At 58.0% G+C, this 26,254-nt stretch carries 31 protein-coding genes and 1 pseudogene; 17 read left to right on the plus strand and 15 right to left on the minus strand.

Features of this window, described 5'->3' with window-relative positions:
* Nucleotides 1–196: 196 nt before the first annotated feature.
* Nucleotides 197–874 carry an isochorismatase family protein gene (locus tag ACUTQY_RS06720; RefSeq protein WP_016928046.1) on the plus strand — a complete coding sequence of 226 codons (678 nt, stop codon included), beginning with the start codon at nt 197–199 and terminating at the stop codon, nt 872–874.
* Between the two features lie 213 nt (nt 875–1,087).
* Here the strand turns inward: ACUTQY_RS06720 and ACUTQY_RS06725 are convergent.
* Together ACUTQY_RS06725 and cspE are read right to left on the minus strand one after the other, a co-directional pair.
* Nucleotides 1,088–1,166, minus strand: a pseudogene (locus ACUTQY_RS06725).
* Nucleotides 1,167–1,280: 114 nt separating this feature from the next.
* Nucleotides 1,281–1,493 carry a transcription antiterminator/RNA stability regulator CspE gene (gene cspE / locus ACUTQY_RS06730; protein WP_004941268.1) on the minus strand — a complete coding sequence of 71 codons (213 nt, stop codon included), beginning with the start codon at nt 1,491–1,493 and terminating at the stop codon, nt 1,281–1,283.
* A gap of 374 nt (nt 1,494–1,867) precedes the next feature.
* Here cspE and ACUTQY_RS06735 point away from each other — a divergent pair, with 374 nt between their 5' ends.
* Nucleotides 1,868–2,491, plus strand: a complete 624-nt coding sequence (locus ACUTQY_RS06735; protein ID WP_046686922.1) for a LysE family translocator — start codon at nt 1,868–1,870, stop codon at nt 2,489–2,491.
* Here the strand turns inward: ACUTQY_RS06735 and ACUTQY_RS06740 are convergent.
* The 3 genes from ACUTQY_RS06740 to ACUTQY_RS06750 all read right to left on the minus strand — a co-directional run bounded on the left by ACUTQY_RS06740 (nt 2,481) and on the right by ACUTQY_RS06750 (nt 4,637).
* Entirely contained in the window at nt 2,481–3,125 is a 645-nt protein-coding gene (locus ACUTQY_RS06740; RefSeq protein ID WP_033642796.1) for a Qnr family pentapeptide repeat protein, read from the minus strand. The two genes, ACUTQY_RS06735 and ACUTQY_RS06740, sit on opposite strands and share 11 nt — an antisense overlap.
* A 75-nt stretch (nt 3,126–3,200) precedes the next feature.
* Entirely contained in the window at nt 3,201–4,274 is a 1,074-nt protein-coding gene (locus tag ACUTQY_RS06745) for an SMP-30/gluconolactonase/LRE family protein (RefSeq protein ID WP_046686921.1), read from the minus strand.
* A gap of 153 nt (nt 4,275–4,427) precedes the next feature.
* Nucleotides 4,428–4,637, minus strand: a complete 210-nt coding sequence (locus ACUTQY_RS06750; RefSeq protein ID WP_046686920.1) for a hypothetical protein — start codon at nt 4,635–4,637, stop codon at nt 4,428–4,430.
* Between the two features lie 142 nt (nt 4,638–4,779).
* On the opposite strand from ACUTQY_RS06750, the gene ACUTQY_RS06755 reads away from it, so the two are divergent.
* Nucleotides 4,780–5,130, plus strand: coding sequence for a GFA family protein (locus tag ACUTQY_RS06755; protein WP_046686919.1), 351 nt, complete (start codon nt 4,780–4,782; stop codon nt 5,128–5,130).
* A 12-nt stretch (nt 5,131–5,142) separates the two neighbouring features.
* Here ACUTQY_RS06755 and ACUTQY_RS06760 read toward each other — a convergent pair whose 3' ends face one another.
* Nucleotides 5,143–5,559: a DUF2000 domain-containing protein gene (locus tag ACUTQY_RS06760; protein ID WP_033642793.1), complete on the minus strand. Its 417-nt coding sequence runs from the start codon at nt 5,557–5,559 to the stop codon at nt 5,143–5,145.
* A gap of 99 nt (nt 5,560–5,658) precedes the next feature.
* Nucleotides 5,659–6,117, minus strand: coding sequence for a hypothetical protein (locus ACUTQY_RS06765; RefSeq protein ID WP_046686918.1), 459 nt, complete (start codon nt 6,115–6,117; stop codon nt 5,659–5,661).
* A 231-nt stretch (nt 6,118–6,348) separates the two neighbouring features.
* Here ACUTQY_RS06765 and ACUTQY_RS06770 point away from each other — a divergent pair, with 231 nt between their 5' ends.
* Nucleotides 6,349–7,560, plus strand: a complete 1,212-nt coding sequence (locus ACUTQY_RS06770) for an MFS transporter (protein ID WP_342188350.1) — start codon at nt 6,349–6,351, stop codon at nt 7,558–7,560.
* 72 nt (nt 7,561–7,632) lie between these two features.
* Here the strand turns inward: ACUTQY_RS06770 and ACUTQY_RS06775 are convergent, their stop codons facing one another.
* Nucleotides 7,633–7,770, minus strand: a complete 138-nt coding sequence (locus tag ACUTQY_RS06775) for a hypothetical protein (protein WP_016928056.1) — start codon at nt 7,768–7,770, stop codon at nt 7,633–7,635.
* A gap of 295 nt (nt 7,771–8,065) precedes the next feature.
* Between ACUTQY_RS06775 and ACUTQY_RS06780 the strand changes: the two genes are divergently transcribed.
* Together ACUTQY_RS06780 and ACUTQY_RS06785 are read left to right on the plus strand one after the other, a co-directional pair.
* Nucleotides 8,066–9,181: an AI-2E family transporter gene (locus ACUTQY_RS06780; RefSeq protein WP_046686916.1), complete on the plus strand. Its 1,116-nt coding sequence runs from the start codon at nt 8,066–8,068 to the stop codon at nt 9,179–9,181.
* Nucleotides 9,182–9,273: 92 nt separating this feature from the next.
* Entirely contained in the window at nt 9,274–9,486 is a 213-nt protein-coding gene (locus ACUTQY_RS06785) for a hypothetical protein (RefSeq protein WP_046686915.1), read from the plus strand.
* Here ACUTQY_RS06785 and ACUTQY_RS06790 read toward each other — a convergent pair.
* On the minus strand, nt 9,483–9,902 hold the full coding sequence (locus ACUTQY_RS06790) for a GNAT family N-acetyltransferase (RefSeq protein WP_046686914.1): 420 nt from the start codon (nt 9,900–9,902) through the stop codon (nt 9,483–9,485). The two genes, ACUTQY_RS06785 and ACUTQY_RS06790, sit on opposite strands and share 4 nt — an antisense overlap.
* A 146-nt stretch (nt 9,903–10,048) precedes the next feature.
* On the opposite strand from ACUTQY_RS06790, the gene ACUTQY_RS06795 reads away from it, so the two are divergent.
* Both ACUTQY_RS06795 and ACUTQY_RS06800 read left to right on the plus strand, forming a co-directional pair.
* The gene (locus tag ACUTQY_RS06795) at nt 10,049–10,309 is read left to right on the plus strand and encodes a hypothetical protein (RefSeq protein ID WP_046686913.1); all 261 of its coding nucleotides are present in this window, start codon (nt 10,049–10,051) and stop codon (nt 10,307–10,309) included.
* 312 nt (nt 10,310–10,621) lie between these two features.
* Entirely contained in the window at nt 10,622–11,599 is a 978-nt protein-coding gene (locus ACUTQY_RS06800; protein WP_072055818.1) for a DUF4917 family protein, read from the plus strand.
* A 674-nt stretch (nt 11,600–12,273) separates the two neighbouring features.
* On the opposite strand, the gene tolA is transcribed toward ACUTQY_RS06800, so the two are convergent.
* Nucleotides 12,274–12,711: a cell envelope integrity protein TolA gene (gene tolA, locus ACUTQY_RS06805; RefSeq protein ID WP_046686911.1), complete on the minus strand. Its 438-nt coding sequence runs from the start codon at nt 12,709–12,711 to the stop codon at nt 12,274–12,276.
* 362 nt (nt 12,712–13,073) lie between these two features.
* Between tolA and ACUTQY_RS06810 the strand changes: the two genes are divergently transcribed.
* From ACUTQY_RS06810 to uspF, 3 genes are all read left to right on the plus strand, one after another.
* Nucleotides 13,074–13,307 (plus strand): YgdI/YgdR family lipoprotein, encoded by a 234-nt coding sequence (locus tag ACUTQY_RS06810; RefSeq protein ID WP_033642785.1) that lies wholly within the window; start codon nt 13,074–13,076, stop codon nt 13,305–13,307.
* A gap of 12 nt (nt 13,308–13,319) precedes the next feature.
* Complete coding sequence (locus ACUTQY_RS06815; protein WP_019454813.1) at nt 13,320–13,547, plus strand: YgdI/YgdR family lipoprotein; 228 nt, start codon at nt 13,320–13,322, stop codon at nt 13,545–13,547.
* A 217-nt stretch (nt 13,548–13,764) separates the two neighbouring features.
* A complete protein-coding gene (uspF, locus tag ACUTQY_RS06820; RefSeq protein ID WP_046686910.1) occupies nt 13,765–14,214 on the plus strand; it encodes a universal stress protein UspF in 450 nt (149 codons plus the stop codon).
* A gap of 73 nt (nt 14,215–14,287) precedes the next feature.
* Here uspF and icd read toward each other — a convergent pair whose 3' ends face one another.
* Complete coding sequence (icd, locus tag ACUTQY_RS06825) at nt 14,288–15,541, minus strand: NADP-dependent isocitrate dehydrogenase (RefSeq protein WP_046686909.1); 1,254 nt, start codon at nt 15,539–15,541, stop codon at nt 14,288–14,290.
* A gap of 131 nt (nt 15,542–15,672) precedes the next feature.
* Here icd and rluE point away from each other — a divergent pair, with 131 nt between their 5' ends.
* The 4 genes from rluE to mnmA all read left to right on the plus strand — a co-directional run bounded on the left by rluE (nt 15,673) and on the right by mnmA (nt 18,322).
* The gene (gene rluE / locus ACUTQY_RS06830) at nt 15,673–16,299 is read left to right on the plus strand and encodes a 23S rRNA pseudouridine(2457) synthase RluE (RefSeq protein ID WP_046686908.1); all 627 of its coding nucleotides are present in this window, start codon (nt 15,673–15,675) and stop codon (nt 16,297–16,299) included.
* A gap of 22 nt (nt 16,300–16,321) precedes the next feature.
* Nucleotides 16,322–16,660, plus strand: coding sequence for a lysozyme inhibitor LprI family protein (locus ACUTQY_RS06835; RefSeq protein WP_046686907.1), 339 nt, complete (start codon nt 16,322–16,324; stop codon nt 16,658–16,660).
* A gap of 9 nt (nt 16,661–16,669) precedes the next feature.
* On the plus strand, nt 16,670–17,116 hold the full coding sequence (locus ACUTQY_RS06840; RefSeq protein WP_004941205.1) for an NUDIX hydrolase: 447 nt from the start codon (nt 16,670–16,672) through the stop codon (nt 17,114–17,116).
* A 105-nt stretch (nt 17,117–17,221) separates the two neighbouring features.
* Complete coding sequence (gene mnmA / locus ACUTQY_RS06845) at nt 17,222–18,322, plus strand: tRNA 2-thiouridine(34) synthase MnmA (RefSeq protein ID WP_016928066.1); 1,101 nt, start codon at nt 17,222–17,224, stop codon at nt 18,320–18,322.
* Nucleotides 18,323–18,373: 51 nt separating this feature from the next.
* Here the strand turns inward: mnmA and kup are convergent, their stop codons facing one another.
* Nucleotides 18,374–20,242: a low affinity potassium transporter Kup gene (kup, locus tag ACUTQY_RS06850; RefSeq protein ID WP_033642781.1), complete on the minus strand. Its 1,869-nt coding sequence runs from the start codon at nt 20,240–20,242 to the stop codon at nt 18,374–18,376.
* 331 nt (nt 20,243–20,573) lie between these two features.
* Here kup and hflD point away from each other — a divergent pair, with 331 nt between their 5' ends.
* Nucleotides 20,574–21,200: a high frequency lysogenization protein HflD gene (hflD, locus tag ACUTQY_RS06855; protein WP_033642780.1), complete on the plus strand. Its 627-nt coding sequence runs from the start codon at nt 20,574–20,576 to the stop codon at nt 21,198–21,200.
* Nucleotides 21,201–21,222: 22 nt separating this feature from the next.
* On the plus strand, nt 21,223–22,593 hold the full coding sequence (purB, locus tag ACUTQY_RS06860) for an adenylosuccinate lyase (protein ID WP_033652066.1): 1,371 nt from the start codon (nt 21,223–21,225) through the stop codon (nt 22,591–22,593).
* Nucleotides 22,594–23,348: 755 nt separating this feature from the next.
* On the opposite strand, the gene ACUTQY_RS06865 is transcribed toward purB, so the two are convergent.
* The 3 genes from ACUTQY_RS06865 to pdxR form a co-directional block, all read right to left on the minus strand.
* On the minus strand, nt 23,349–24,053 hold the full coding sequence (locus tag ACUTQY_RS06865) for a GNAT family N-acetyltransferase (protein ID WP_046686906.1): 705 nt from the start codon (nt 24,051–24,053) through the stop codon (nt 23,349–23,351).
* A 15-nt stretch (nt 24,054–24,068) separates the two neighbouring features.
* On the minus strand, nt 24,069–24,521 hold the full coding sequence (locus tag ACUTQY_RS06870; protein ID WP_046686905.1) for a GNAT family N-acetyltransferase: 453 nt from the start codon (nt 24,519–24,521) through the stop codon (nt 24,069–24,071).
* 116 nt (nt 24,522–24,637) lie between these two features.
* A complete protein-coding gene (gene pdxR / locus ACUTQY_RS06875; protein WP_046686904.1) occupies nt 24,638–26,152 on the minus strand; it encodes a MocR-like pyridoxine biosynthesis transcription factor PdxR in 1,515 nt (504 codons plus the stop codon).
* Between the last annotated feature and the right edge of the window lie 102 nt (nt 26,153–26,254).

Here is a 26,254-nt window from a genome sequence, read left to right on the forward strand (position 1 = left end):
CTCATGCACCTTAAGTTTAGCCCAGCGCCGGCCCCCTCGCCTGCTGCAGTGTCGTTCTATTAATGGAACGATGCATCCCGGCTTTAGGCTCTACCGGATTTATCTCCTCTCTCTACACTGTAGGCAAGTGCTGAGTTTCAGCCTTATCAATCAAAGAAGATACCCACTGACCTCACGACGAGAAAAGGAAAATACCATGAGCACTCCAGCCAACTTCAACGGCCAGCGTCCTGTTATTGATGCTAATGACGCGGTCATGCTCCTGATCGACCACCAGAGCGGTCTGTTTCAGACCGTCGCCGATATGCCGATGACCGAACTGCGCGCTCGCGCCGCCGCCCTCGCCAGCATCGCCACCCTCAGCAAACTGCCGGTGATCACCACCGCCTCGGTGCCGCAGGGCCCCAACGGCCCGCTGATCCCGGAAATTCACCAGAATGCACCGCACGCGCAATACGTCGCCCGTAAAGGGGAAATCAACGCCTGGGACAACCCGGACTTCGTGGCGGCGGTCAAAGCCACCGGCCGCAAAACCCTGATCATCGCCGGCACCATCACCAGCGTCTGCATGGCCTTTCCGTCCATCAGCGCGGTGGCCGAAGGCTATAAGGTCTTCGCGGTGATCGACGCCTCCGGCACCTACTCGAAAATGGCGCAGGAAATTACCCTGGCGCGCGTGGTACAGGCGGGCGTGGTGCCGATCGACACCGCCGGCGTCGCCTCCGAGCTGCAGGGCAGCTGGAATCGCGCCGACGCTCAGCAGTGGGCCGAGGTCTACACCAAAATCTTCCCGGCCTATCAGCTGCTGATCGAGAGCTACCTCAAGGCGCAGGACGTGGTGAAAAATAACGAACTGCTGGACTCGCAGCGTTAAGATCGCGGGTATAAAAAACCCCGGCCAAGGCCGGGGCTATTAATCGTGTGCCGGTGACTTTCCCGGCTGTCATGTTATGGCGTAAGCGTCCATCCCACACTCCAACATTACGCAGACTAAGCGCGACTTTTTCACAACAGAAAAATAGACTGAAACGCGGCGTTATTAATTCTGCGGCAATCTGTTTTTCTGTTGCCAATAATCATTAATTATTGGAACGTCATCGAGGAATCGAACCCCAGTCCGCCAACGAATAATTTCGCTGCCGCTCTTCCTGCTGAGCTAATGACGTATCGAGAAAGACTCCGGGCGGACCCGGAGTTTATTCAGGCTGAGGATTTCATTGCTTAACTGCTCCGGCTTAAACCATCATCGCTGTCGTAAGAAATTGCACCTCGGCCGAAAATTATAACGCGACCACGTTGCCGGCAGAAGGCCCCTTCATGCCATTTTCGATAGTGAACTCAACCTGTTGGCCTTCGTCCAGCGTTTTGAAATCGTTGCTCTGGATAGCGGAGAAGTGTACGAACACATCTTTGCCGCCGTCTGCCGGGGTGATAAAGCCAAAGCCTTTACCTGCATCAAACCATTTTACCAAACCCGTCATTTTATTGGACATAGAGATATTTCCTTTATATTTTTGCGACGCCATAGGGCGATAGAGGTCTGTTTTTATTGGAAACTTATGGGGCACTAGAGAAGAGAATTCGCGGAAGAAGAGGTATCTGAGGGATATCGCTAATACTGAGAACTGCTTTACTAAAACTGCTTTCATAAGGTCTGTACTACAAACCGATGACGCTATTTACACACAGCTAAATTATTTAAGCAAGATATATTTTAAATTATATTCATCTGCCTCATAAATTTATTACCGCAAAGCACCGCCTGCATCTGCCGCTAACGGCCTATGAAAAAATTTTTTCGCACTGCTGGATCATACCGGCGATTCATTATAGAACTAGGTTCCCCCTTCTTACAGGCCGTTAACCGATGATTGATATGCCAGCCGTGCTCGCCGTCTTCACCGTGTATATTGTCGGCGTGGTGATCCCCGGCCCCAACTTTGTCGCCGTTGCACACAAAGCCGTTTCCGCGCGCCGCAGCGAGGCTTTCGCTCTGGTGGCAGGTATTGTCTTGGTCAACCTGTTCTGGGCGAGCAGCGCCCTGCTCGGCGTCGGCATGATTTTCACCCTGTTCCCTTGGCTGGCGCTGGCGGTAAAAGTGGCCGGCGCAGGTTATTTGATTTGGTTCGGTTATCGGCTGATCGCCCATGCAGCTCCCGGCTCAGGGGTTGTCGGCGCGGCGGGTTGGGTGAACTCCGGCTTCAGATCGGCATTCTTGCAAGGGGTCGCCACCAACATCGCCAACCCCAAATCCGTCGCCTTTTACGCCGCGGTGTTTTCGTCGGCGGCGCCTGCCCATGTCTCCATGCCCACCTTCGCCGCCATGCTGCTGGAGGTCGCGGTAGTCGCTAGCCTGTGGTATGGCCTGGTGGCGCTGGTGCTGTCGCACGCGCCGATCGCCAGCGCCTACCGACGCAGTAAAGCCTGGATCGATCGCGCCTGCGGCGTGCTGATCATCAGCCTGGGCATCAGGCAGCTCTTCAGCCGATGATTGCGATCCCCAGCCGCTCCAGCAGTTGAGCGGCCTGGTGACTGTCCATTTTAACGCCCTGCAGATCGGTGGTGCGCAAATCCAACTCGCCCAGTTCCGCGTTGCTCAGATCGCACTGGGTGACATCGGCGGCGCGCCAGTCAAAACCGGAGAATTCGCCGCCGGACAGATCGGAGCCGCTGAAGCTGGCGCCGAGCACCTGCGCGCCGTGCCAACGGTTTTCCCACAGCTCGCATTTCTCCAACACCACTTTGGCAAAATTGGCGTAGCTCAGGTTGCTCTTGGTGATATAGGCGCTGCAAAACCAGGTGCGGCTGGTGATCATATTCATAAAGCTGGCGCCGCGAAAATCTGCTCCCTGCGCGCGACATTCGCGGATCTCCAACCCCAATGCGTCAACGTGGCGGAAATCGGCCATCGATAAATCGCAGCTTCTAAAACTCGCGTCTTTCAGGATCGCGCGGCTGAAGTTACCGCCCTGTCGGCTCTCGCGATCGTAAAATTGGCAGCCGATAAATTCGGTGCCGGTCAGATCGGCGCCCGAAAAATCACACAGCATAAAGCTGCCGTTTTCAATTTTTTCGCCGGTAAAGCGGTTACGCGCGATCTTCTCACCCTTCAGCGCCAGGCTCATTGCAACACCCCTGTTTATTTATACAGTCAGTGCGGCATTTAATCCTATTCCGGCGCGGTTGGCAACCGCCGTCGCTCAGCGGCCATCCGCTGCGGGCGGTGCGAACGCCACCTTGACGATGCTGAAGCGCTTGACGCTTTCCGCCTGAGCGACGTCGGCAAAAAGTTTGGGGTAACGCGAGTTGACCACCCACACCTCGCCATCGCGCAGCGCGGCGCCGGTCGGCCCATCCAGCCCCGGCGGCGCGGCAACGGCGACGATATGCGCGCTGGCCCAGCCGTCCGTCGAGGAGAGCAGCGACACGTCACCGGACATGCCCCCTGTTCTCCCTGGATAAGACTGTACGATCACCAATTCGTTGGCGTTTTTGAGCCGCAGCCCGTCCGGCCCTTTCAGCCGATGCGGCAGCCTGATTTCACTTATCGCAGGCGTGTTATCCAGCGTCACCTTCCACAGCAGCCCGCGGGTGTAGTCCGACGCAATCAGGTAGCCATCCGGGTGATACACGATACCGTTGAGATAAGGCTGCGTGCCCTGTGCAGCCACAGGCGCCTCGGCGGGCAGCAGAAGCGATGAGCGCACCAGGATCGACACCTGGCGCGTTGCCCGGTCGATCTTGTAAATCTGCGGCTGGAAGCTGTCGGTGACGTAGATATTGCCCTGCGCATCGAGCGCCAGATCGTTGGCGAGCGTCGGCCCACGGCTTAACGAAGACAGATCGTACACCTGCTGCAGCGCACCGGTATCGAGACGAAATTCCAACACCTGCGCCACGCGATTGCGCGTGCCGGGCGAAGAGTGGAGGGACACCCCTACGTCTTCATTGCACACCAGCACCCGGTTGCGCTCGGTGTCCACCAGCATGCCGGAGGTGGTAATCAGTCCCTTGCCGGTGGAAAAACGCCGATAGCGGCCATCGGGATAAACCAGGCCAAGTTGCCCGCCGCGCAGGGAAGACACCAAAAACGCGCCGGCGCGCGCATTCCAGGCGACGCCCTCTGGGTAAGCGCCGACGGGATCCGGCGAAAAGTCGATGCGTTGCGTCGCGTGCGCCTGCATCACGCCGCTGAGAAACAGCGCGGCGCTGGCCAGCAGGGTGACGCGCCGGCGGTGCGGCAATAAAAAAGAAAAGAGGCTGTAGCGGAACATGAGCATGATCCTGATGAGGACTCGGATCGCTAGAGTAGGATCGCGCCGCTCACGGCACCAGCCGGGAAAAAGGCAATGCGCCACTAAAAAAATCGCAGTAATCAGCACAAAAAAAAACCGCCCGGTGCGGGCGGTTGAGGTGACGGCGAACCGTTACTTCAGAGCTTCCTGAATGGCGTCGGCCATCGGGCCGACGTGCTTCTCCGCCGCCTTCAGCTGGAAGTCCACGCCGTTGCCGTCGTTGGTATCCGACAGCGTGGCCTTGATCAGCTCCAGCGCCGCCTGCACCGCCACCAGCCGTTTGTGCTGTTCGTCCGTGACCGGTTCGGCGCCCATATTGGCCGGATAATAATGTTCTAACATCGCGCTCTCCTTTTGATGACGTTAACCTCTAACCTACCAGAAAACCGCGCATTTACTAAGGAAACCAAGCCGGGTGCGGCCGAATGACGATAAATTGCACTATACTGGACGAGGCAAACCCTCCTGCTACAGGATCATCGCCATGTCATTTCAGGGAAGCTGCCACTGCGGCGCCGTCACCTTCTCCGTGGACGCCGAACTGCCCACCGCAGCCCTCAGCTGCAACTGTTCAATCTGCCGCCGCAAAGGGCTGCTGCTGTCGTTCTTCCCCATCAACGCTTTCACGCTCAACAGCGGCCAGGACCAGCTCAGCACTTACACTTTCAATCACCACAAGATCCGCCATCAGTTCTGCCGAGTCTGCGGAGCCCAGCCCTTCGCCTACGGCACCGCGCCGGACGGCGCCGCGATGTGCGCCGTTAACCTGCGCTGCGTGCCTGACGTCGCGCTGGATGCGTTACAGATCCACGCCTATGACGGCGCCAGCGTCTGAGATTCCGCGTTTTCAGCGGTAGACGGAGAACTTCTTGGTGAGCGGTTTAAGCTGTTCGGTGTCGCCGTAGAGCGCCACCGCCACGAAATCCAGCTGCTCGTAAGGGGTGTTGGCGGTGTCGGCGATCTGTTGTTCGGCGGAGTGCGACAGCATGGTGGTAGTGAAGAAGTTGGCCAACACGCCCTCTTCCTTACACTTCAGAATCAGGTTGCTAAGCTGGCTGCTGTTCTTGGCCTGCAGGATCACGATCGGGTAGTGGCTCATGTTGGCGCTGACGCCGTCCAGGCTGCTCGGATAGTGGTGAAACTCGCGCTGCTCGATAAGATCGGTGATGCCCGCCGTCAGATGGCAGGAGGCGTTAAACAGGGTGGCCGGTTCGTGGTTGCGGTTGAGGATGATGTAGAATTTTTTCTCGTTGTCGCTGTACATACTCTTCTCCTTGAATAGGCAGCCAGTTTTACCCAAGCTGCACACGGTTTCAAGGCGTGAAAAGGGGCCGCGTTCGGCCCCCATGATAACGCTGCCGGCTCAGACGGCGCCTTCACCTGGGCCGAGCGGTTGCGCCACCTGATGCAGCACGGTGATGTTCTGCAGGATAGTGCCGCCGTCGATCGGTTTCATCTGGCCATCGCGATCTTTATAGTGCGTCGGTTTGGCACCGTGGAAGAACAGCCCGGCGTTGACCTGCACACCCAGATAGCCTGCGCTGGCCGGCAGGCGCTGCACGTCGGTCCAGGGATTGGAAACCGGCACATACTGGAATCCCTCGCTCGTCCTGGCGTATAGCGGGCGCAGCAGCGTGACAAAGGCCATCATCGGCGACAGCGCGTCTTTAAAGATCTGCACCGGCCGGTCAACCGTCATCAAGAAACCCTGCGGCTGCTCCTCGACCGTGTCGAGACTCAGGCTGCTGCTGATATCGTCACCCCGGCCGCCATAGCTCCATTCAATGGCCGGCGCCCCACTCTCGTTCATCATCTCTGACATACACTGCTCCTTATAAAATGAATTCAACACGCCTGCTGCGTGCCGGAACAGTAAACCGCCGCAGGGGGACCCGCGTCCACGCCGGGCGGCACGCTGGCGAACCAAACAACGAAGGCGCGCAATCAATAAAGCTCGAAATGAATAATTTCCCCGCGTGATAGCGCAGCATTTGAACGACCTCAGCCGTTGCAAGGGCACATAGTGATGGCGTTACCGCCACTGGAGAGTGTTATGACCACGATTAAACCGGACGCCATCGACCGCGTTTCCCCTACCGCCACGCCCTGGCTAGCCGTCATCAACGTACTGTTCGCCGGCATCGCCGCGGCGCTGCACGTGGGTAAGGCCACCATCGCGCTGCCGGCGCTACAGACCGAGTTCGGCCGTTCGCTCGAGGCGCTAAGCTGGGTTATTTCGGCCTTTCCCTTCGTCGGGGTGTTCGGCGGCATCGCCGCCGGGCTGCTGGTGCGCCGCTGGGGCGACCGGCGCCTGCTGGCGCTCGGATTGCTGATCATCAGCGCCGCCAGCTTTACCGGCGCCACGCTCCACGACTTCAGCGGATTGATCGTCAGCCGCTTTGTCGAAGGCCTCGGCTTCGTGATCGTGGTGGTCGCCTCGCCGGCGGTGCTGAACCGCATCGTCGCCCCGGCGCAGCGCAGCCTGGTGTTCGGCATCTGGAGCACCTTCATGCCGGCGGGCATCGCCATTTCGCTGTTTTTCGGCCCTCACCTGGCGGGCTGGCAACAGAACTGGCAGGCCGGTGCGGCGCTGACGCTGCTGGCCGCGCTGCTGCTGCCGCTGACCACGCCGCGCCGCGCCGCCGACGCGCACGCTCCGCCGTTGCCGCTGCGGCAAGCGCTGGGCGCGATGCTGCGGGCGCGCCAGCCGCTGTTGCTGGCGCTGATGTTCACCGCTTATAACCTGCAGTTTTTCTCGGTGATGACCTTTTTACCGATCTTTCTGATGCAGCGCATCGGTCTGACGCTGGCGGCCGCCGGCGGCATCAGCGCGGCGGCGGTGGCGGCGAACATCATCGGCAATCTCGCCGCCGGCGTACTGCTGTCGCGCGGCCTGCGCGCCAGAACGCTGCTCGCGGCCACCAGCCTGGTCATCGGCATCTTCGGCATCGGCATTTTCCTGCCGGTGACGCCCAACGGCCTGCTGATCCCCTTGTGCTTCCTGTTCTGCGCCATCGCCGGCATGCTGCCCGCGACGCTTCTGGCCGCCACGCCGGCGGCGACGCCAGAGCCCACGCTGCTGCCGCTGAGTCTGGGGTTGGTGATGCAGGGGAACTACCTCGGCCAGGTGATCGGCCCGGTCGCGCTGAGCGCCATCGTGGCCGCGGCCGGTTGGGCGGCGCCGGCTTGGCTGGTGCTGGCGGCGGCGGTGTCAGGGGCGGGATTGGCGCTGATTTTTCGCCGCGGGCCGCGCAATGCGGCGTAATGGCGCATTAATGAGAAAGGGGGTTCTATTTATTATTAGCGGTGCTGAATATTCCCTGGTGCGGGCGCGTGCTTATCGTGAAGGATAAGGCCAGTGATGATCCAGGCCCGACAATGACAAGGCGCCGGTCGCAACAAGATAAATCAGCAGACCGGCGAAAGCGATCAGTAATGCCTTTTCGATAACGGCAAGTCGTTTGTGTTCTGTCATTTGCATACTCCTGCGTGGTATCGGGCGAACGGCCGCCCTCATCAACACTAGGAAAGCCTGGCGCAGGCGGCAAGCGCAACACACAAAATGAAACACAATCAATAAATTTTGTTAACTATTTAGCGTTCTTTCTTTCCTTGTGCTGCCACCTGAGCCTCGCGCGGCGCCCTCCTTTCCCCTTAGTAACCCTATGGAATACGCCGTTAAAAATCCCCTACCGGATAAGCAAAGGTAATGATAGTGTTGTTTTCATTCAGTTCATCTATGCTGAAAATTCATCTTTTGAGGGACGACTATGATGTCTAAAGGCATTTCCAAGGGATTCTTTATTCTGATCCTATTCATCGTTACCGCCGCCTTTCTCGACGTGCTGGGGCCTTATTACTCCTCGGTGCTGTGGGCGGTTATTCTGGCGGTGATTTTCCATCCGGTGAAAAAGAAGTTGAAACAGTACGTCGGCGAACGCAACGGCGTGGTGTCGCTGCTGACGGTGGCGCTGATCTGCCTGATCGTGTTCACGCCGTTAGCGATCATAGCCTCATCGCTGGCGATGGAATTCAACATGATTTACACCAAGCTGCAGACCAACAACAGCCAATTGCCGACCATGCTGGCGGACTTCATGCGTCATCTGCCCGGCTGGGCGCAGCGCTTCCTGGCGGAACATAACCTCAACAGCGCCGCCGAGATCCAAAAACAACTTTCCGAGGTGGCGCTCAAGGGCGGGCAATACCTGGCGGGCAGCGTGTTCCTGATCGGCAAAGGCACCTTCAACTTCGTCGTCGGCTTCGGCGTGATGCTCTACCTGCTGTTCTTCCTGCTGAAAGACGGCCCGTACCTGGTAAACCTGGCGCTCGAAGCGCTGCCGCTCTCCCAGCACGTGAAGCACCACCTGTTCGTGAAGTTCGCCGCCGTCTCCCGCGCCACCGTCAAGGGCACGGTGGTGGTCGCCGTGGTGCAAGGTGCGCTCGGCGGGCTGGCCTTTTACTTTACCGGCATCGACGGCAGCCTGCTGTGGGGCGCGCTGATGGCGTTCCTGTCGATCATTCCAGCCGTGGGCTCCGCCATCATCTGGGTGCCGGCGGTGATCTACTTCTTCGCCACCGGCATGCTGTGGAAAGCCATTTTCCTGGTGGTGTTCTTCGTGGTGGTGATCGGCCTGGTGGACAACATTCTGCGCCCGCTGCTGGTAGGCAAAGACACCAAAATGCCGGACTACCTGATCCTGATCTCCACCCTGGGTGGCATGGAGATTTACGGCATCAACGGCTTTGTCATCGGCCCCTTGATCGCCGCGCTGTTCATCGCCTGCTGGAACATCCTGTCCGGCCGCGACAGCGAGGAGAATATCGAAGAGATCGACGAAGAATTCATCGAGGAAGGCAAAAATCATCCCGACGCGGCGGAGTAACCCTCTCGCAGCGAATCACACAGGGGCCCAATTGGGCCCCTTTTTTGTCTGTGGTATCCTTGCCGCGCTTACAAGGAAGAACGGGTTTCGTTATGCTTATTTTTTACGCCACGCTGGCTATCGCCTTCACTCTGCTGTGCCTGCTGGCCTTTATCTCTTGCGCTTACCAGCTTTCGAAGCAGGGCGACGTCAAATTTTTGGCCTCGCTTTCCGTGCTGATCTTCGCGCTGCTGGCCTTCTATGCCGCTTATGGCTACGTCAGCACCTGGCTGCAACAGCAGGCGGTGGATGTCCGGCTGTATTAGCGCAGCGGGATGAAAAAGACCTGCTCCGGATCGCCGTCATCGAGATTGTCAATTTGGCCGCTGGCGACAAACCCGGCGTTCAACAGCAGCCGCTGCATCGGCAGGTTGGAATGATTGGTGGAGGTGAACAGCTTCGGGTGCCGGCAGTGCAACTTAAGCGCCGCAATCAGCGCCTGCCCGACGCCCCGGCGGCGATAGCGCTCGCCGACCATCAGCATCTCGACAAAGCCGCAGCCGAAGAAGTGATAGTGCAGCACGCCGTAGCCCATCGCCATGCCCTGTTCCTCGGCAAGATAACAGATACCCTGCCCGCACCAGGTGCGGATCTGCGCCGCGCGCTGCGGCTCGTCTTCGGCGACGCTGTCGAGGGCGATCAGGGCTGCGGCATCGCTGTCGGTGGCCTGGCGAACAAACATGTTTTAATCCTCGTGCTGATGGATAACGGAGATACCGCATCAACGAAACGGCAACCGCGGCGGGATAGTTTTTACATCCCGGTCGAATTTTGTAATCCTATTATAGAGTTACCAAAACACACGCCAAGGAAGGAAAGCATTTCCCGATGAGCATACCGCAAATCTCCGCCGCCCTGCTGTTTACCCTGCTGCTGGCCGGCTGCCAGTTCCACAAGACCGTGTTCCCGCCGCCGTATATCGGCACCCCGCAAGAGATCGGCACCTACGAAGTGAAAGGGCTGACGTTCGTCACCACCGTCACCTTCAGCGGCCTGTTCGCCGAAGATCTGGTGCGCGAATACGCACAGAAACACCACTATCGCTACTATGTGGTAACGATGCGCAGCAACACGAGAGAATTAGCATGAAGCATGCGAGCACCATGATAAATCAGTACTATAGCCCCCTATTTCAGTATCTAAAAAAACACCCAGTAGAAACACCACTTAATGTCCAATTAATTTAAAAAACACCCATAGTTAATTATAGATTCCGTGCATACTGGGATGCGACTCACAAAATAGACACTATTTTTACATGAATAAATCTTTATTCCGATTTAGGTATTGCATCAAAAATATAGCACTAACAAAATAGTCATCGTGTCCAACCACAAAAAGCTAGCATGGTAATCAATAGCATAGCAATGATGTTATTTAAACTAAAAAAGGAATCATAGCATGGCACTTGAAACATTCGATCAACAACTAGACAAAACTAACGGAAATGTCCCATCTATACTGCTGGGGAATGGATTTTCCAGAGCATGGGATAACACTATATTTGACTATAAGAACCTATTTCAACTCGCGGATTTTGGAAGCAGGGATGCTATTTTAAGAAGAATTTTTACAGATTTTTCAACATACGACTTTGAAAAGATCATGCAAGCTCTAGAAGCTGCAGAATTAATATGTCAGACATATAATGCAAATACCCAAACCATAGATGACATACGTAATGACAAACACAGATTGAAAGATTCCCTCATTGAAGTTATAGCACACAATCATCCAGAGCGTTCTAGCCATGTAACTACGGCACAATATGACAGAGCAAAGCCATTTATATCACAATTCGAGAATGTGTTCACGTTAAACTACGATTTATTACTTTATTGGATAATTAATAAAACTGAAATAGCTCCATTGGGATACCACCATAACGATGGATTTAGAGGCGACACCTGGATTGGTCGTCCCGAGCAAAATATATTTTTCCTCCATGGAGGACTACATCTTTATGATACAGGAACACATATTAAAAAACACTTATTCAGAGAAACCTCTGGTACGAGCATTGCCGAACAAGTAGCAAATAATTTAAATCACGGTAATTTTCCATTATTTGTATCTGAACCAACATCAGAAAATAAATTAGAGCAAATAAAACACAACCCTTATTTAAACGCATGCTTTTCTGCACTTAAAAATATTAACGGCCATCTTTTTATTCATGGCCACTCTATATCTGAAAATGACAATCACATTTTTAAAAAGATACAAGAGAGCAACGTAACCGATGTTTATGTGAGTATTTTCGGCGACGAGAACTCACCTACCAATCGTGAATGCATAGCAAACTCTCACCGATTCATTCAGAATCACAACATATCCGTTCAATTCTATGATGCATCAACTGCACCAATCTGGAATTGACAACTACAATAAATAAAACCACGATAAACAAGGTAAAGGGAGAGAGAAACCTCCCTTTTCACTCATCAGATATCAGTCAGAACAGGAATAAAACCCAACACTTCATTATAAATAACCGATAATACCCTTTACAATCCAATCGCTAATATTAATATCAATTCATTTACCAGTTGGCACTGAAATCCAAATAAACATTATTTTAACCTATGTTATCACATTTCATTAAGTTATACTCCATCAGCCGCACATGACAGAAACCATGAGAAAATACATGGTAGCCAATTAGTAAAACACCACACCACTTCATATTATAAAACGATTTCGTTATCTATTACTGTAATTCAGCAGTTGCCACACGGCCCATGCAAAGTTCGTCACCACCTTCAGCGGCCTGTTCGCCGAAGATCTGGTGCGCGAATACGCACAGAAACACCACTACCGCTATTACGTGGTAACGATGCGCAGCAACGGTTTTAAAGACCGAAGCGAGCGCGTAAGCGCGATGATGTATCGGTAGAGAGTGGCGCCACATGCCGTGAAATAATGCCGAAAAAACGGGCTTTAGCATGAGGAAGCGCTATACGAAATATTGCACAACCCAATACTCACAGGCCGCATGAAAATACGGCCTGTGACTTTGGTTTAATTGTCTGGCATCGCAGTGCCGTTTATTTTCACTGCGGGCGAAATTCCAACGTGCTGCTTTTGACCGCTTCGTAAACCGCGGTCGTTGGCGGCTTAGGCAGACGCGCATTGGCGATTGCTTTGATCGCGGCCTGGCAAAGTTCCGGTTCCCCTTGTTCAGCCCGAATGCTGATCAGCATACCGTCCGGCGCCAGCTTGATGCTCAATGTGCAACGCTTGCCTGAGTAGGCTTCGGCATCTTTCAAATGGCTTTGAATCGCGGCCTGCAACTGGGCGATATAGTGTTCTTTCTCTTTTCCCGGCGCCTTTGGGTTGCCAAGGTTGGCGAAAAGATCGTCAACCTCTTTATTCACCGGATCGGTTTGGCTGGGGGCGGTGCTCTTGGCACACCCGGTTAACGCCAGTGCGAACATTCCCGCCAATAGCGTGGCGACGCCGGTTTTATAGCCTGAATGCGTGATTTTCATATCCCTGTCCTTATGGATGATAGTCAGCTGAAATCAACGTGGTATTCGACAAGATCCCCGGCGCATACTTATACAGAATTAACGCCAAACCGCCAGAGACATTGCGAGTATCAAGCATCGGCATGCGGAGAATCGTGGGCCGATGATGACATGAAGCCATAGCGCCCCAGGCGGGGCGTATACCTGAAAACCCTGACCTTTCGATAACCTTGTTATCCGAACGAGCAATCACTCCATCAATAAATTAAGTTATTCTTAATTTTTTATCCCATTAGAAGCACTTTCAACCCTGGCAATCTGGAAAATCTGCCTATACTTACTTTCCTGATATTAAATTTGTTTAAGTAACCAGGATGGTAGGTATGAAAAGCAAACGCCCCTTTGCCGCGCTGCTGGCGGCAACAGCATTGATGTCCCTGGTGGGCTGCGCTTCCAATCAGGCGATCAAAACGACGGACGGTAAAACCATTGTTACCGACGGCAAGCCCCAGATCGATAAAGATACCGGATTGGTCTCCTATCGAAATGCTGAAACGGGCAAAACGGAACAGATCAATCGAGACCAGATTGCAAACATGAGTGAGTTGAATAACTAAAAGGAGCTTCAAATGAAAAAAGCGCTTGTTCTTCCCGCGATCGCCCTGGTAGCCATCGCCGCACTGTCAGGCTGCACACGCACCAGCTACGCTATTCATACCCACGATGGCCGAACGATCATCAGTGACGGCAAACCGAAAGAGACTTCTGCCGGGTTGATCGGGTATACCGACGCCAATGGCGTCAAACAGCAAATCAACAAGACGGAAGTCAAAGAGGTGTCGGAAATCCCGCATTAAGGTTCCGATAATCTGAGCCTGCTAAAACAAAGGGAGCCGATGGCTCCCTTTCTATTCAAACAGTAAGCGCGCCCATTGGCGTTTAACGATAACGTCGATAAACGCCTGACATTTCAGCAGACAACGTTGCCAGGTTTGCCATACGGATCTCCCCTTTCCCAGCGTCGAACGGCTATAATCCGATAAGTGGAGTTTTTTAAAACGATAAGGAGGGAGTATGTACAAAACTATTTTGGTTCCCGTGGATATTACCGAGCCGGAATTAACACAGCAGGTCATCCCGCATGTCAACGCGCTCGCCAGGCTCGAAGACTCCCACGTCCATTTCCTCGCGGTGATCCCGTCACGCGCCACCTACGCCGCTTTCGGCTTTGCCGCCACGGCGGCGATAGAAACCAAAGATGAAACCATTGCGCTAGCGAGCGAGGGGCTGGCGAAAGCGGCAAAACAATTCAGCGTTCCCGAGGATCGAGTGACCACGCATGTCGCCGTCGGCGATCCCAAAGATCAGATCCTGGAACTCGCTGATGCGCTTAACGCGGAGATTATTGTGATGGGTTCCAACCGCCCTTCTGCAATGACTTACCTCCTCGGCTCGAATGCCACCGCGGTGGTGCGCCACGCCAATTGCCCGGTGCTGGTCGTGCGTGAATCGGCTAACGCTTAAAATCGCTTGCTCATTTGAACAATAAAAAACGGGAGCCCTTAGGCTCCCGCTCTCATTCAAGCGCTGAACACCCTTACATGTGTTTAACGATAGCGTCGCCAAACTCTGAGCATTTCAGCAGCTTAGCGCCGTCCATCAGGCGCTCGAAGTCATAGGTCACGGTCTTGGCGGCGATGGCGCCTTCCATGCCTTTAACGATCAGGTCAGCTGCTTCGAACCAGCCCATGTGGCGCAGCATCATCTCTGCGGACAGGATGATGGAGCCTGGGTTCACTTTGTCCTGGCCGGCGTACTTCGGCGCGGTGCCGTGAGTCGCTTCGAACAGCGCGCAGTCAGAGCCGATGTTGGCGCCCGGCGCGATGCCGATGCCGCCTACCTGGGCCGCCAGGGCGTCGGAGATGTAGTCGCCGTTCAGGTTCATACAGGCGATCACGTCGTATTCCGCCGGGCGCAGCAGGATTTGCTGCAGGAAGGCGTCGGCGATCACGTCTTTAACCACGATCTCTTTGCCGGTGTTCGGGTTCTTGATCTTCAGCCATGGGCCGCCGTCGATCAGCTCGCCGCCGAACTCTTCGCGCGCCAGCTCATAGCCCCAATCCTTGAAGGCACCTTCGGTGAACTTCATGATGTTGCCTTTGTGAACCAGGGTCACGGAGTCACGGTCGTTGGTGATGGCGTATTCGATCGCCGCGCGCACCAGACGCTTGGTCCCTTCTTCAGAGCATGGCTTCACGCCGATACCGCACTGCTCCGGGAAGCGGATTTTCTTCACGCCCATTTCGTCGCGCAGGAATTTGATCACTTTGTCCGCTTCGGCGGAGCCGGCTTTCCACTCGATGCCGGCGTAGATGTCTTCGGCGTTTTCGCGGAAGATCACCATGTCGGTCAGCTCAGGCTGTTTCACCGGGCTTGGGGTGCCCTGGTAGTAACGCACCGGGCGCAGGCACACGTACAGGTCCAGCTGCTGGCGCAGGGCCACGTTCAGAGAACGGATACCGCCGCCGACCGGGGTGGTCAGGGGGCCTTTGATGGCGACGCGGTAGTCGCGGATCAGGTCCAGAGTTTCGTCCGGCAGCCACACGTCTTTACCGTAAACGTGGGTAGATTTTTCGCCGGTGTAGATTTCCATCCAGGAGATTTTACGTTCGCCGTGGTAAGCCTTTTTAACGGCCGCATCAACCACGTGGATCATGGCAGGAGTCACGTCAACGCCGATGCCGTCGCCTTCGATGAACGGGATGATCGGGTTATGAGGAACAACCAGTTTACCCTGGGCGTCAACCGTGATTTTTTTACCTTCTGCCGGAACAACTACTTTGCTTTCCATCAACCTCTCCTTCAAGCGCAATTTTGTTAATGCTTTGTAAGATGCGTGTAGATACTACTTGAATATTCGGTCCGCGCCAATCCGAAACGGATTCGGTTATAATGCGCTTATCATCCGTAATCTCAACTGTTATGAAAAAATTCTCTGTTAGAAATCACAACGTTAAACGATTCAGCAAGCCGAATGCCGCCAAACCCGCCGCGCCGAAGGGGCCACGTCGAATTGTGTTATTCAACAAGCCCTTCGACGTGTTGCCGCAGTTCACCGACGAAGCCGGCCGCGCCACGCTGAAAGAGTACATCCCCTTCCCCGACGTTTACGCCGCCGGGCGCCTGGATCGCGACAGCGAAGGGCTGCTGGTGCTGACCAACGACGGCCAGCTGCAGGCGCAGCTCACCCAGCCGGGCAAGCGCACCGGCAAAATCTATTATGTGCAGGTCGAGGGCGCGCCGCAGGAAAGCGATCTGGCGCCATTGCGCTGCGGCGTTACGCTGAAAGACGGCCCCACGCTGCCCGCCGGGGTGGAGCTGGTAGCCGAGCCGCAGTGGCTGTGGCCGCGCAACCCGCCGATCCGCGAGCGTAAATCCATCCCCACCAGTTGGCTGAAAATCACCCTGTTCGAAGGGCGAAACCGCCAGGTGCGTCGCATGACGGCGCATATCGGGTTCCCTACCCTGCGCCTGATTCGCTACAGTATGGGTAATCTTTCGCTGGGCTCACTGCAGCCTGGTGAATGGAAAAGCATCGATTCTCTGTAGACCGATAACTGATGGAGGCGCCATGAAATCCACGCCGATCGCGCTGCTGCTCGCCGCTCTGGCGGCCCCGTTTGCCGCCCAGGCCGCCAGCTTCGACTGCGCCAAGGCGGCAAGCCGCGATGAGCAAGCCATCTGCGCCAACCGCACGCTGAACGATTTGGATGTGCAAATGGCCACCCAATACCAATTGCTGCGCGGCCTGTTCGCCATGGGCGCGCGCGGCGCGATGCAGGACAGCCAGCAGGCCTGGCTGGCAAAACGCCAGCAGTGCGGCGGCGACACCGCCTGTCTGCTCAAAAGCTACCGCACCCGCATCGCCGAGCTGGACGATATCTATCGGCGCATCGACAAACCGCTGTAAGGAGACCGCATGTTCAAACCGCACGTCACCGTGGCCTGCGTGGTGCACGCCGCCGGCAAATTTTTAATTGTCGAAGAGACCATCAACGGCAAAGCGCTGTGGAATCAGCCGGCCGGCCACCTGGAGGCCGACGAGACGCTGGTGCAGGCCGCCGAGCGCGAGCTGTGGGAAGAGACCGGCATCCGCGCCACCCCGCAGGCGTTTTTACGTCTGCACCAATGGATTGCGCCGGATCGCACGCCGTTCCTGCGTTTTTGCTTCGTCATCGAGCTGGAACAGCCGCTGCCGACCGAGCCGCACGACAGCGATATTGATCGCTGCCTGTGGTTGAGCGCCGACGAGATTTTGCAGGCGCCCAACCTGCGTTCCGCGCTGGTGGCCGAGAGCATTCGCAGCTACCAGCAGCCGGAGCGCTACCCGCTGTCGCTGGTCGGCAGCTTCGCCTGGCCGCATTGAGGCGCCGGGCAGCACAAGATGAACAGTGCGCCGGCGCGGGCAACGTGGTAAAATCCTGCGCTTGTTTTTATCAGCACGGTTCGTGTTCAAGTTCGTGAGATCCCCATGTCAGACAACAGCCAGAAAAAAGTAATCGTCGGTATGTCCGGCGGCGTCGACTCTTCCGTTACCGCCTATCTGTTACAGCAACAGGGCTATCAGGTCGCTGGGCTGTTCATGAAAAACTGGGAAGAAGACGACGACGAAGAGTACTGCTCCGCCGCGACCGATCTGGCCGACGCGCAAGCGGTCTGCGACAAGCTGGGCATCGAACTGCACACGGTGAACTTTGCGGCGGAATACTGGGACAACGTGTTTGAGCTGTTCCTGGAAGAATACAAGGCCGGCCGCACGCCGAACCCGGACATCCTGTGCAATAAAGAAATCAAATTCAAAGCCTTCCTGGAGTTCGCCGCCGAAGACCTGGGGGCCGATTTCATCGCCACCGGCCATTACGTGCGCCGCCAGGACGTGGACGGCAAAAGCCGCCTGCTGCGCGGCGTCGACGGCAACAAAGATCAGAGCTACTTCCTCTATACCCTGAGCCACGAGCAGGTGGCGCAAAGCCTGTTCCCGGTTGGGGAACTGGAGAAGCCGGAGGTGCGCCGCATCGCCGAGCAACTGGAGCTGGTCACCGCCAAGAAGAAAGACTCCACCGGCATCTGCTTTATCGGCGAGCGCAAATTCCGCGACTTCCTCGGCCGCTACCTGCCGGCGCAGCCGGGCCCGATCGTCAGCGTCGACGGCCAGACCGTCGGTGAACACCAGGGCCTGATGTATCACACCCTGGGCCAGCGCAAAGGGTTAGGCATCGGCGGCCTGAAAGACAGCAGCGAAGATCCGTGGTACGTGGTGGATAAAGACGTGGCCAATAACGTGCTGGTGGTCGCGCAAGGGCACGATCACCCGCGCCTGATGTCAGTCGGCCTTATCGCGCAGCAGCTGCACTGGGTTGATCGCCTGCCGCTGACCGGCCCGTTCCGCTGTACGGTGAAGACCCGCTATCGCCAGCAGGACATCCCTTGCACCGTGACCCCGCTCGACGACGAACGCATCGAAGTGCGTTTCGACGAGCCGGTCTCTGCCGTCACCCCCGGCCAGTCGGCGGTGTTCTACCAGGGCGAAATCTGCCTCGGCGGCGGCATCATCGAACAGCGCCTGGCGTAGTTCGCCTGCCGCCCAAGAAAAACGCTGCGTTTACCGCAGCGTTTTTTTTATTCAGAATTCCACCTGCGCCCCCAGTTCGATCACCCGGTTTGGCGGGATTTCGAACAGATCCGGCGCCCGCAGCGCGTTGCGCTGCAACAGCTGGAACACCTTGCCGCGTACGCGCAGATACCAGGGGCGCTTGCCCAATACCAGCGTATCGCGCGACATGAAGAACGAGGTCTCGTTCATGGTGAAACTCATCCCTTCCAGGCCGCAGCGATAAAGGATATCCGTCACGTTGGGCGTTTCGCGCCAGCCGTAGCTCGCCACCACCCGCCAAAAGCTCGTCGACAGCTGTTCGATCGCCACCCGCTGCACGTTGTGCACATACGGCATGTCGGTAGTCACGATAGTCAGCAGGACCACGCGCTCATGCAACACCTTGTTGTGCTTCAGGTTATGCAGCAGCACCAGCGGCACCGCATGCGGCGTGCGCTCCATAAACACCGCGGTGCCCGGCACCCGCTTCGGCGGCGCCTTCTCCAGCGACTCGATCAGCGCGGTCAGCCCTTCCTGGTTGTCGCGCAGCCGGCGGATCAGGCGCGAGCGCTCGGTCTTCCAGGTCAGCATGATCAGCAGAATGATCAACCCCAGCGCCACCGGCAGCCAGCCGCCGGTCGCCAGTTTGATCAGGTTGGCGCCGAACAGCGGCACGTCGATGCACAGCATGGCAAGCAGCATCAGCCCACCCAGATAGCGCGGCCAGCCCCAGTTTTTCACCGCCACGATGCTCAGCAAAATCGACGACAGCAGCATGGTGCCGGTCACCACGATGCCGTAAGCCGAGGCCAGGTTGCTGGAGTGTTTGAAACTGATAATCACGATCAACACCGCCGCGAACAATAGCCAGTTCACCACCGGAATGTAGATCTGCCCGGACTCCTGATCGGAGGTATAAATGATGCGCATCGGCGGCAGGTAGCCCAGCCGCACCGCCTGGCGCGTCAGGGAGAAGACGCCGGAGATCACCGCCTGCGAGGCGATCACCGTCGCCAACGTGGCGATCACCAGCAGCGGGATCAGCGCCCAGGTGGGCGCCAGCAGGAAGAACGGGTTATTGATCGCCGCCGGGTTGGCCAACAGCAGCGCCCCCTGGCCAAAGTAGTTCAGCACCAGCGCCGGCGCCACCAGCGTAAACCACGCCAGGCGGATCGGTTTTTTGCCGAAGTGGCCCATGTCGGCGTACAGCGCTTCGGCGCCGGTGACCGACAGCACCACCATGCCCAGCGCGAAGAACGACACTGCCTTGTACTCGAGGAAGAAATTCACCGCCCAGTAAGGGTTCAGCGCCCGCAGCACGCCGGGGTGATGCAAAATGCCGCCGATGCCGAGCAGCGCCAGCGTCAGGAACCAGATGACCATCGCCGGGGCGAACAGTTTGCCGACGCTGCCGGTGCCGTGTTTCTGGATCGCGAACAGCGCGGTCAACACCAGCAGCGACAGCGGCACGATAAAGCTGTCCAGCTCGGGGGCAATAATCTGCAGGCCTTCGATAGCCGAGAGCACCGAAATGGCCGGGGTAATCACCCCATCGCCATAAAAGAAGCTGCCGCCCACCAGCCCGACCAGCACCGCCGCCGGCACCCAGCGCGCATCCAGCTTGCGGATCGCCAGCGACATCAGCGTCAGAATTCCCCCTTCACCGTCGTTGTCGGCACGCATCACGAAGCAGACGTATTTGATCGACACCACCAGCGTCAACAGCCAGAAAATCAATGACAGAAAGCCGTAGATCGACGTCGGCGTCAGGGTGATCCCTTCTTCCGCCGTCAGGCATTCGCGCAGGGTATACAGCGGGCTGGTGCCGATATCACCGTACACCACGCCGATGGCCGCCAGCGTCACCGCCGGCAGCGGCTGCTTGTTTTTTACGTGCATATAAAGGTCTTTATTTGAGGGGTCACGTTGGCAGTATAGATGCAGCCGCCGCACTTTATTTGCCGCCGCAACAATAAGTTCGTGCCGCGCCACCGGCGATTTTCGCCGTCTATTTGCGCAGTTCTGCGCCGCACGGCGCATCCGCCTCGCCACAGGCGTATTAGACGCTGGGTTTACCCTCAATTTTATGGCATGATCCGCGGCATTCGTTGTCATCGTTGTTACAGCCACGCCCGATCGTTACCGTTCGCGGCCGCCGCCGTTACCCTGGCGATACGCACAACCTTATACAGTAAGCCATGTACCGTTCACCGCGTTTACAGGAGTCATCGTGGCGAAGAATTATTATGACATCACGCTGGCCATGGCGGGTATCAGCCAGTCGGCGCGTTTGGTTCAGCAATTGGCCCATGAAGGGCAATGCGACCGCGAAGCGTTTCACACCTCGCTGAAAAGCCTGCTGCAGATGGACCCACCCTCTACGCTGGCGGTGTTCGGCGGCGAGGAGCGCAATTTGATGGTCGGCCTCGAAACCCTGATGGGCGTGCTTAACGCCAACAACAAAGGGCCGGGCGCGGAACTGACCCGCTACACCATCAGCCTGATGGTGCTGGAGCGCAAGCTCAACGCCAACAAACAGGCAATGAACACGCTCGGCGAACGCCTCGGCCAACTCGAGCGCCAGCTGGCGCACTTCGATCTTGAGTCGGACACCATCATCAGCGCGCTGGCCGGCATTTATGTCGACGTGGTCAGCCCGCTCGGGCCGCGCATCCAGGTGACCGGCTCACCGGCGATCTTGCAGAACCCGCAGGTGCAGGCCAAAGTTCGCGCCACGCTGCTGGCCGGCATTCGCGCCGCCGTGCTGTGGCAACAGGTCGGCGGCAGCCGCCTGCAGTTAATGTTTTCCCGTAATCGTCTGTTCAAGCAGGCGCAAAATATCGTTGCTCATTGTTAATCGATCCCAGGAGTTGCTACCGATGGAATTATCCTCACTGACCGCCGTTTCCCCCGTTGATGGACGCTACGGTGATAAAGTCAGCGCACTGCGCCCCATTTTCAGCGAATACGGTCTGCTGAAATTCCGCGTACAGGTTGAAGTACGTTGGCTGCAAAAACTGGCCGCCTGCGCAGAAATCAAGGAAGTTCCCGCTTTTGACGCCGACGCAAACGCTTTCCTCGACAAAATCGTCGCTGAATTCAACGAAGAAGACGCTCAGCGCATCAAAACCATCGAGCGCACCACCAACCACGACGTGAAAGCGGTCGAGTATTTCCTGAAGGAAAAAGTGGCGGCGGTGCCTGCGCTGCACGCGGTGTCCGAGTTCATCCACTTCGCCTGCACCTCCGAAGACATTAACAACCTGTCGCACGCGCTGATGCTGCAAAGCGCTCGTCAGGACGTGGTGCTGCCTTACTGGCGTAAAATCATCGATGCGCTGAAAGGGCTGGCGCTGGAATACCGCGATATCCCGCTGCTGTCGCGCACCCACGGCCAGCCGGCTACGCCGTCGACCGTCGGCAAAGAGTTCGCCAACGTGGCTTACCGCATGGAGCGCCAGTACCGCCAGCTGGAGCGTGTGGAGATCATGGGTAAAATCAACGGCGCGGTCGGCAACTACAACGCCCACATCGTCGCCTACCCGGAAGTGGACTGGCATCAGTTCAGCGAAGCGTTCGTGACCTCGCTCGGCATCACCTGGAACCCGTACACCACCCAGATCGAACCACACGACTACATCGCCGAGCTGTTCGACTGCGTAGCGCGTTTCAACACCATTCTGATCGACTTCGACCGCGACATCTGGGGCTACATCGCCCTGAACCACTTCAAGCAGAAGACCATCGCCGGGGAAATCGGCTCCTCCACCATGCCGCACAAGGTCAACCCGATCGACTTCGAAAACTCCGAAGGCAACCTGGGCCTGGCCAACGCCGTGCTGGGCCACCTGGCGGGCAAACTGCCGGTGTCCCGCTGGCAGCGCGACCTGACCGACTCCACCGTGCTGCGTAACCTGGGCGTGGGCCTGGGCTATGCGCTGATCGCCTATCAGGCCACCCTGAAGGGCATCAGCAAGCTGGAAGTGAACCAGGCGCACCTGCTGGACGAACTGGATCACAACTGGGAAGTGCTGGCCGAACCGATCCAGACCGTGATGCGCCGTTACGGCATCGAGAAGCCTTACGAGAAGCTGAAAGAGCTGACCCGCGGCAAGCGCGTGGACGCCGCCGGCATGCAGGCGTTCATCGACGGTCTGGCGCTGCCGGAAGAAGAGAAAACCCGTCTGAAGGCGATGACCCCGGCCAACTACATCGGCCGCGCCACCACCCTGGTCGACGAGCTGAAGTAAGCGCGTTAGCCCGATAAGATAAAAAGGCGGCCCTGGGGCCTAATGCCAGTCAGTTAAGCCTGACTGGCATTTTTTTATCCATCCTCTGGGCGTTCTGTGCAGGGGAATTGCCGTAAAAACCTCGCATTTCTCTGATGCCGTAGCGAACGGCAATTGGAGGGGCCGAAGGCGCGGCCCCTCCACCCGCGCCCTTGCTTAACACCGTCTGTCCGCTGTGCGGATGCCCTCGCCGCGTCTGCATTGTCGGGCGGGTCGGCTGCGACAAACATCCCTGTTAGTCTCGCCTCAACCGGCCTTCCCTGGCCGGTTGCCCCTGACAATGCCGTCTTGCTCGGCAGCCGGTGATGCGCGCCTAAGGTCAACACCCGAGCTGGCAGCTACCGGGCAACCTGTCCCTTATGAGGTTAGGGTAGAGGCGTTGGAGATGAGCGCGGTGTTGAGCGCCCTTGAAGGCGTCGAACGCAGTCGCGATGCATAGGCGAAACCGCCATGGATGGCGGTTTCAGGCGAGACAGGCAGGGACGCCTGTCGTAGCCGGCCGTGATGCGGCGCGATGAAGTGAGAGTCGTTGGCGCAGCCAACCGTCTGATAGGGCAAAGGCGCGGGTTGCCAGGGGCCGCGCCTTCGGCCCCTGGCTCGGTCGAGGTGCTGGAGCCTCATGATGCACCTCACCTTTATCGACCGAAAACTGCACAAATACGTTCAGAAAAACGCTAACTGACAAGCATTAGGCCCTGGGGCCGCCTTGTTGCTTATTATTCGCCGCGCAACACCTGCAGCCGGGCTATCTGCCGCCCCTGCGCATCGAAGTTGTCCGCGCTCAGCCAGCGCGCCAGCGCCTGCCGCACCGCCGGCCACCGGTCGGCGGTGATGGCGAACCAGTCGGTATCCCGGCTGCGCCCCTTGACGATCACCGCAAAGCGGAAGTTGCCCTCGTAACGGAAACCAAAGCGCAGCGCGGCCTGGCGCGACGGCGCGTTGTGGCTGTCGCACTTCCATTCGCAGCGGCGGTAGCCCAGCGTATCAAAGGCGTAGCGCAGCAGCAGCGCGATGGCTTCGGTGGCGCTGGAGCGCTGTTTCATCAACGGCGACCAGCTGACGTGGCCGATCTCCAGCACGCCGTTGGCCTCGTCGATGCGCATCAGCGCCACCGTCCCCACCGGCGCGTCGCTGGCGGCGTCGAACACCGTCAGGTTGACCAGCGTCGGGTTGGCCTGCAGCGTCTCCAGATGCTGCAGCATCGCCGCCGGCGTATCGGGCCGTTCGATAGACAGATAGGTCCAGTCGCGGCCGTCCGGCGCCAGCTGGAAAGCATCGTACAGCGCGGCGTAATCCCGCTGCGGCTCGAGCGGCGCCAGTGAACAGAAACGCCCGCCGAGCGTTGCGCCGCCCGGGCGGCGAGCCGGCTGCCAATCCGGCATCGGTTCGCCAATCGGCTGACCATAACGATTCATTGCCATACGCGCCTCCTGCGGTTAACGGGTATAAACGATAAACGAACTTCTTCTGCCGATTTTGTCGTACAGCGAACGCGCCGGCGCGTTGTACTCCTGAGTCATCCAATAGACCCGATCGCTGCCGCGCGCCTCCGCCAGCCGATACGCCTGTTCGACCAGTTTTTCCGACACTTTATGGCCGCGCGCCTGCGGCGACACAAAGAGATCTTCGATATAACAATAGCCCACCGCGCTCCAGGTGGACGGATGGAATACCAGGTTCATCAGCCCCAGCAGCCGGCCGTCGGCATCCTCCGCCACCAGCCCGTACACCTGTTCATCCTGCCCCAACCGTTCGAAGGTGCGATCGGTCACCTGCGGCGCCACGTCGGCGCGGTAGAAGTCGAGATAGCCCTGCCACAACGCCAGCCATTGCGCTCTGTCGTCGCCATTGATTCTGCGGATAGTCACTTCACGATTTGATGGGTTCATAGCGCCTCACGGGGTTAAGATATTATTTCCATTAGGGAAATAACCGAATAGCGGCAGGATACACCGCGCAGCGACGGTGTAATACGGACCAATTCAAAACGCCGAGCAGACCAATTTTAACCGCCGTTTTCCCGCGGCAGCGCGTTGAACACCTGCGCCAGCGTGGCGATAAAGCGCACGATCTCGTCCGGCGCATAGGCCGAGAAACCGAGCACCAGCGCCCCGCGCTGCGGCGCGCCGGTGTAGAAATCCGCCAGGCCGTACAATCGTATTCCCCGCTCGGCCGCCGCCGTCACCAGCCGCCGCTCCGTCGCCGCATCCGCCAGCGGGCAAACCAGCTGCAGGCCACCCTGCGGCAAGGCCGGGCGCGTCCAGGGCGCGAGATGGCGATGCACCGCGTCGTACAGGACGTCCAGCCTCGCCTTGTACAGCGTACGCATATTGCGCAGATGCTCGGCGTAGCCGCCCTCGTGCAGGCAGTGGAACAGCGTCATCTGCGCCAGTGCCGACGTGTAGCCGTCCTGAAACTGCCTGGCGGCGACCAATGGCCGCACCAGCTGCGGCGGCGCGATCATGAAACCGATGCGCAACCCCGGAAACAGCGTCTTGCTGAAGGTGCCGATGTACAGCGTGCGCCCGCCGCTGTCCAGCCCCTGCAGCGCCGCCTTGGTTTGTCGATCGTAGTTGAACTCGGCGTCGTAATCGTCTTCGATGATCCAGGCCCGCCGGCTCTGGGCCCACTGCAACAGCGCCAGGCGCCGCTCGAGGCTCAGCGAGTATCCCAGCGGGTAATGATGGGACGGCGTGATGTAAACGCCCCGCCCGCCCCCCGAAGCCTGCATCAGTTGCCCGACGTCCAGCCCTTGCTCATCAATGCCGATCGGCCGCGCCTGCAGCCCCGCCGACTGCACCAGTTTTTTCGCCCCCTGGTAACCCGGCTCTTCGACGAATACCGCATCGCCGGGATCGAACAGCACCTGCGTGCACAGCGCCAGCGCCTGCTGAGAGCTGGTGACCACGATCACCTGCTCCGCCGTCGCCTTGACGCCCCGCTCCCGCTGCAAATAGTGCGCGATCTCCGCACGCAGCTCCGGCAAGCCCTGCGGATCGGCATACCCCAACAGCCGCTCGCCGTGCCGCCGCAGCGCCTGCTTTTCCCACTGCAGCCACGAATCGATGGGAAACGCCCGCAGATCCGCCAGCGAGGGCGTCAGCGACGCCTGACGGCTGGTGTGCGGCGTATGGCTGACCGCCAGCAACGCCCGGCCGCGATCGCTTAGCTCGCGTTCCGCCAGCCGCGCCTCCTGGCCCGCCTGCGTCGCCAGCAGTTCACGGCCGAGCAACGTATCGCAGCGATAGCGAACATAGCTGCCTCGCCCCACCGCCCGGCTGATGTATCCCTCCGCCTCCAGCCGCGCGTAGGTCTGCTCCACCGTATCGCGCGCCACTCCCAGCCGGGGCGCCAATGCGCGGCTTGGCGGCAGCTTCGCCCGCCACGGCAGTTCCCCGGCGGTGATGAGCCGCAACAGGGCCTGATGCAGCGCCGAACGTCGGGTCAACCCCTGCTGACGCTGCTGGGTGAAGGCCGCCAGGATTGCCGCGTCGTCCGCGCAGGATGGGTGGTCACTCATGGGCTGTCTGTTTCTCCAAACTCGGGGCGATTGCACACTACTCTACCTTATTTCATCCCCTCGGCGGCGGCAGTTGCGCTGCCCGGCGAAATCCCCTTAAAT

Source organism: Serratia sp. TSA_130.1 (assembly GCF_052691795.1).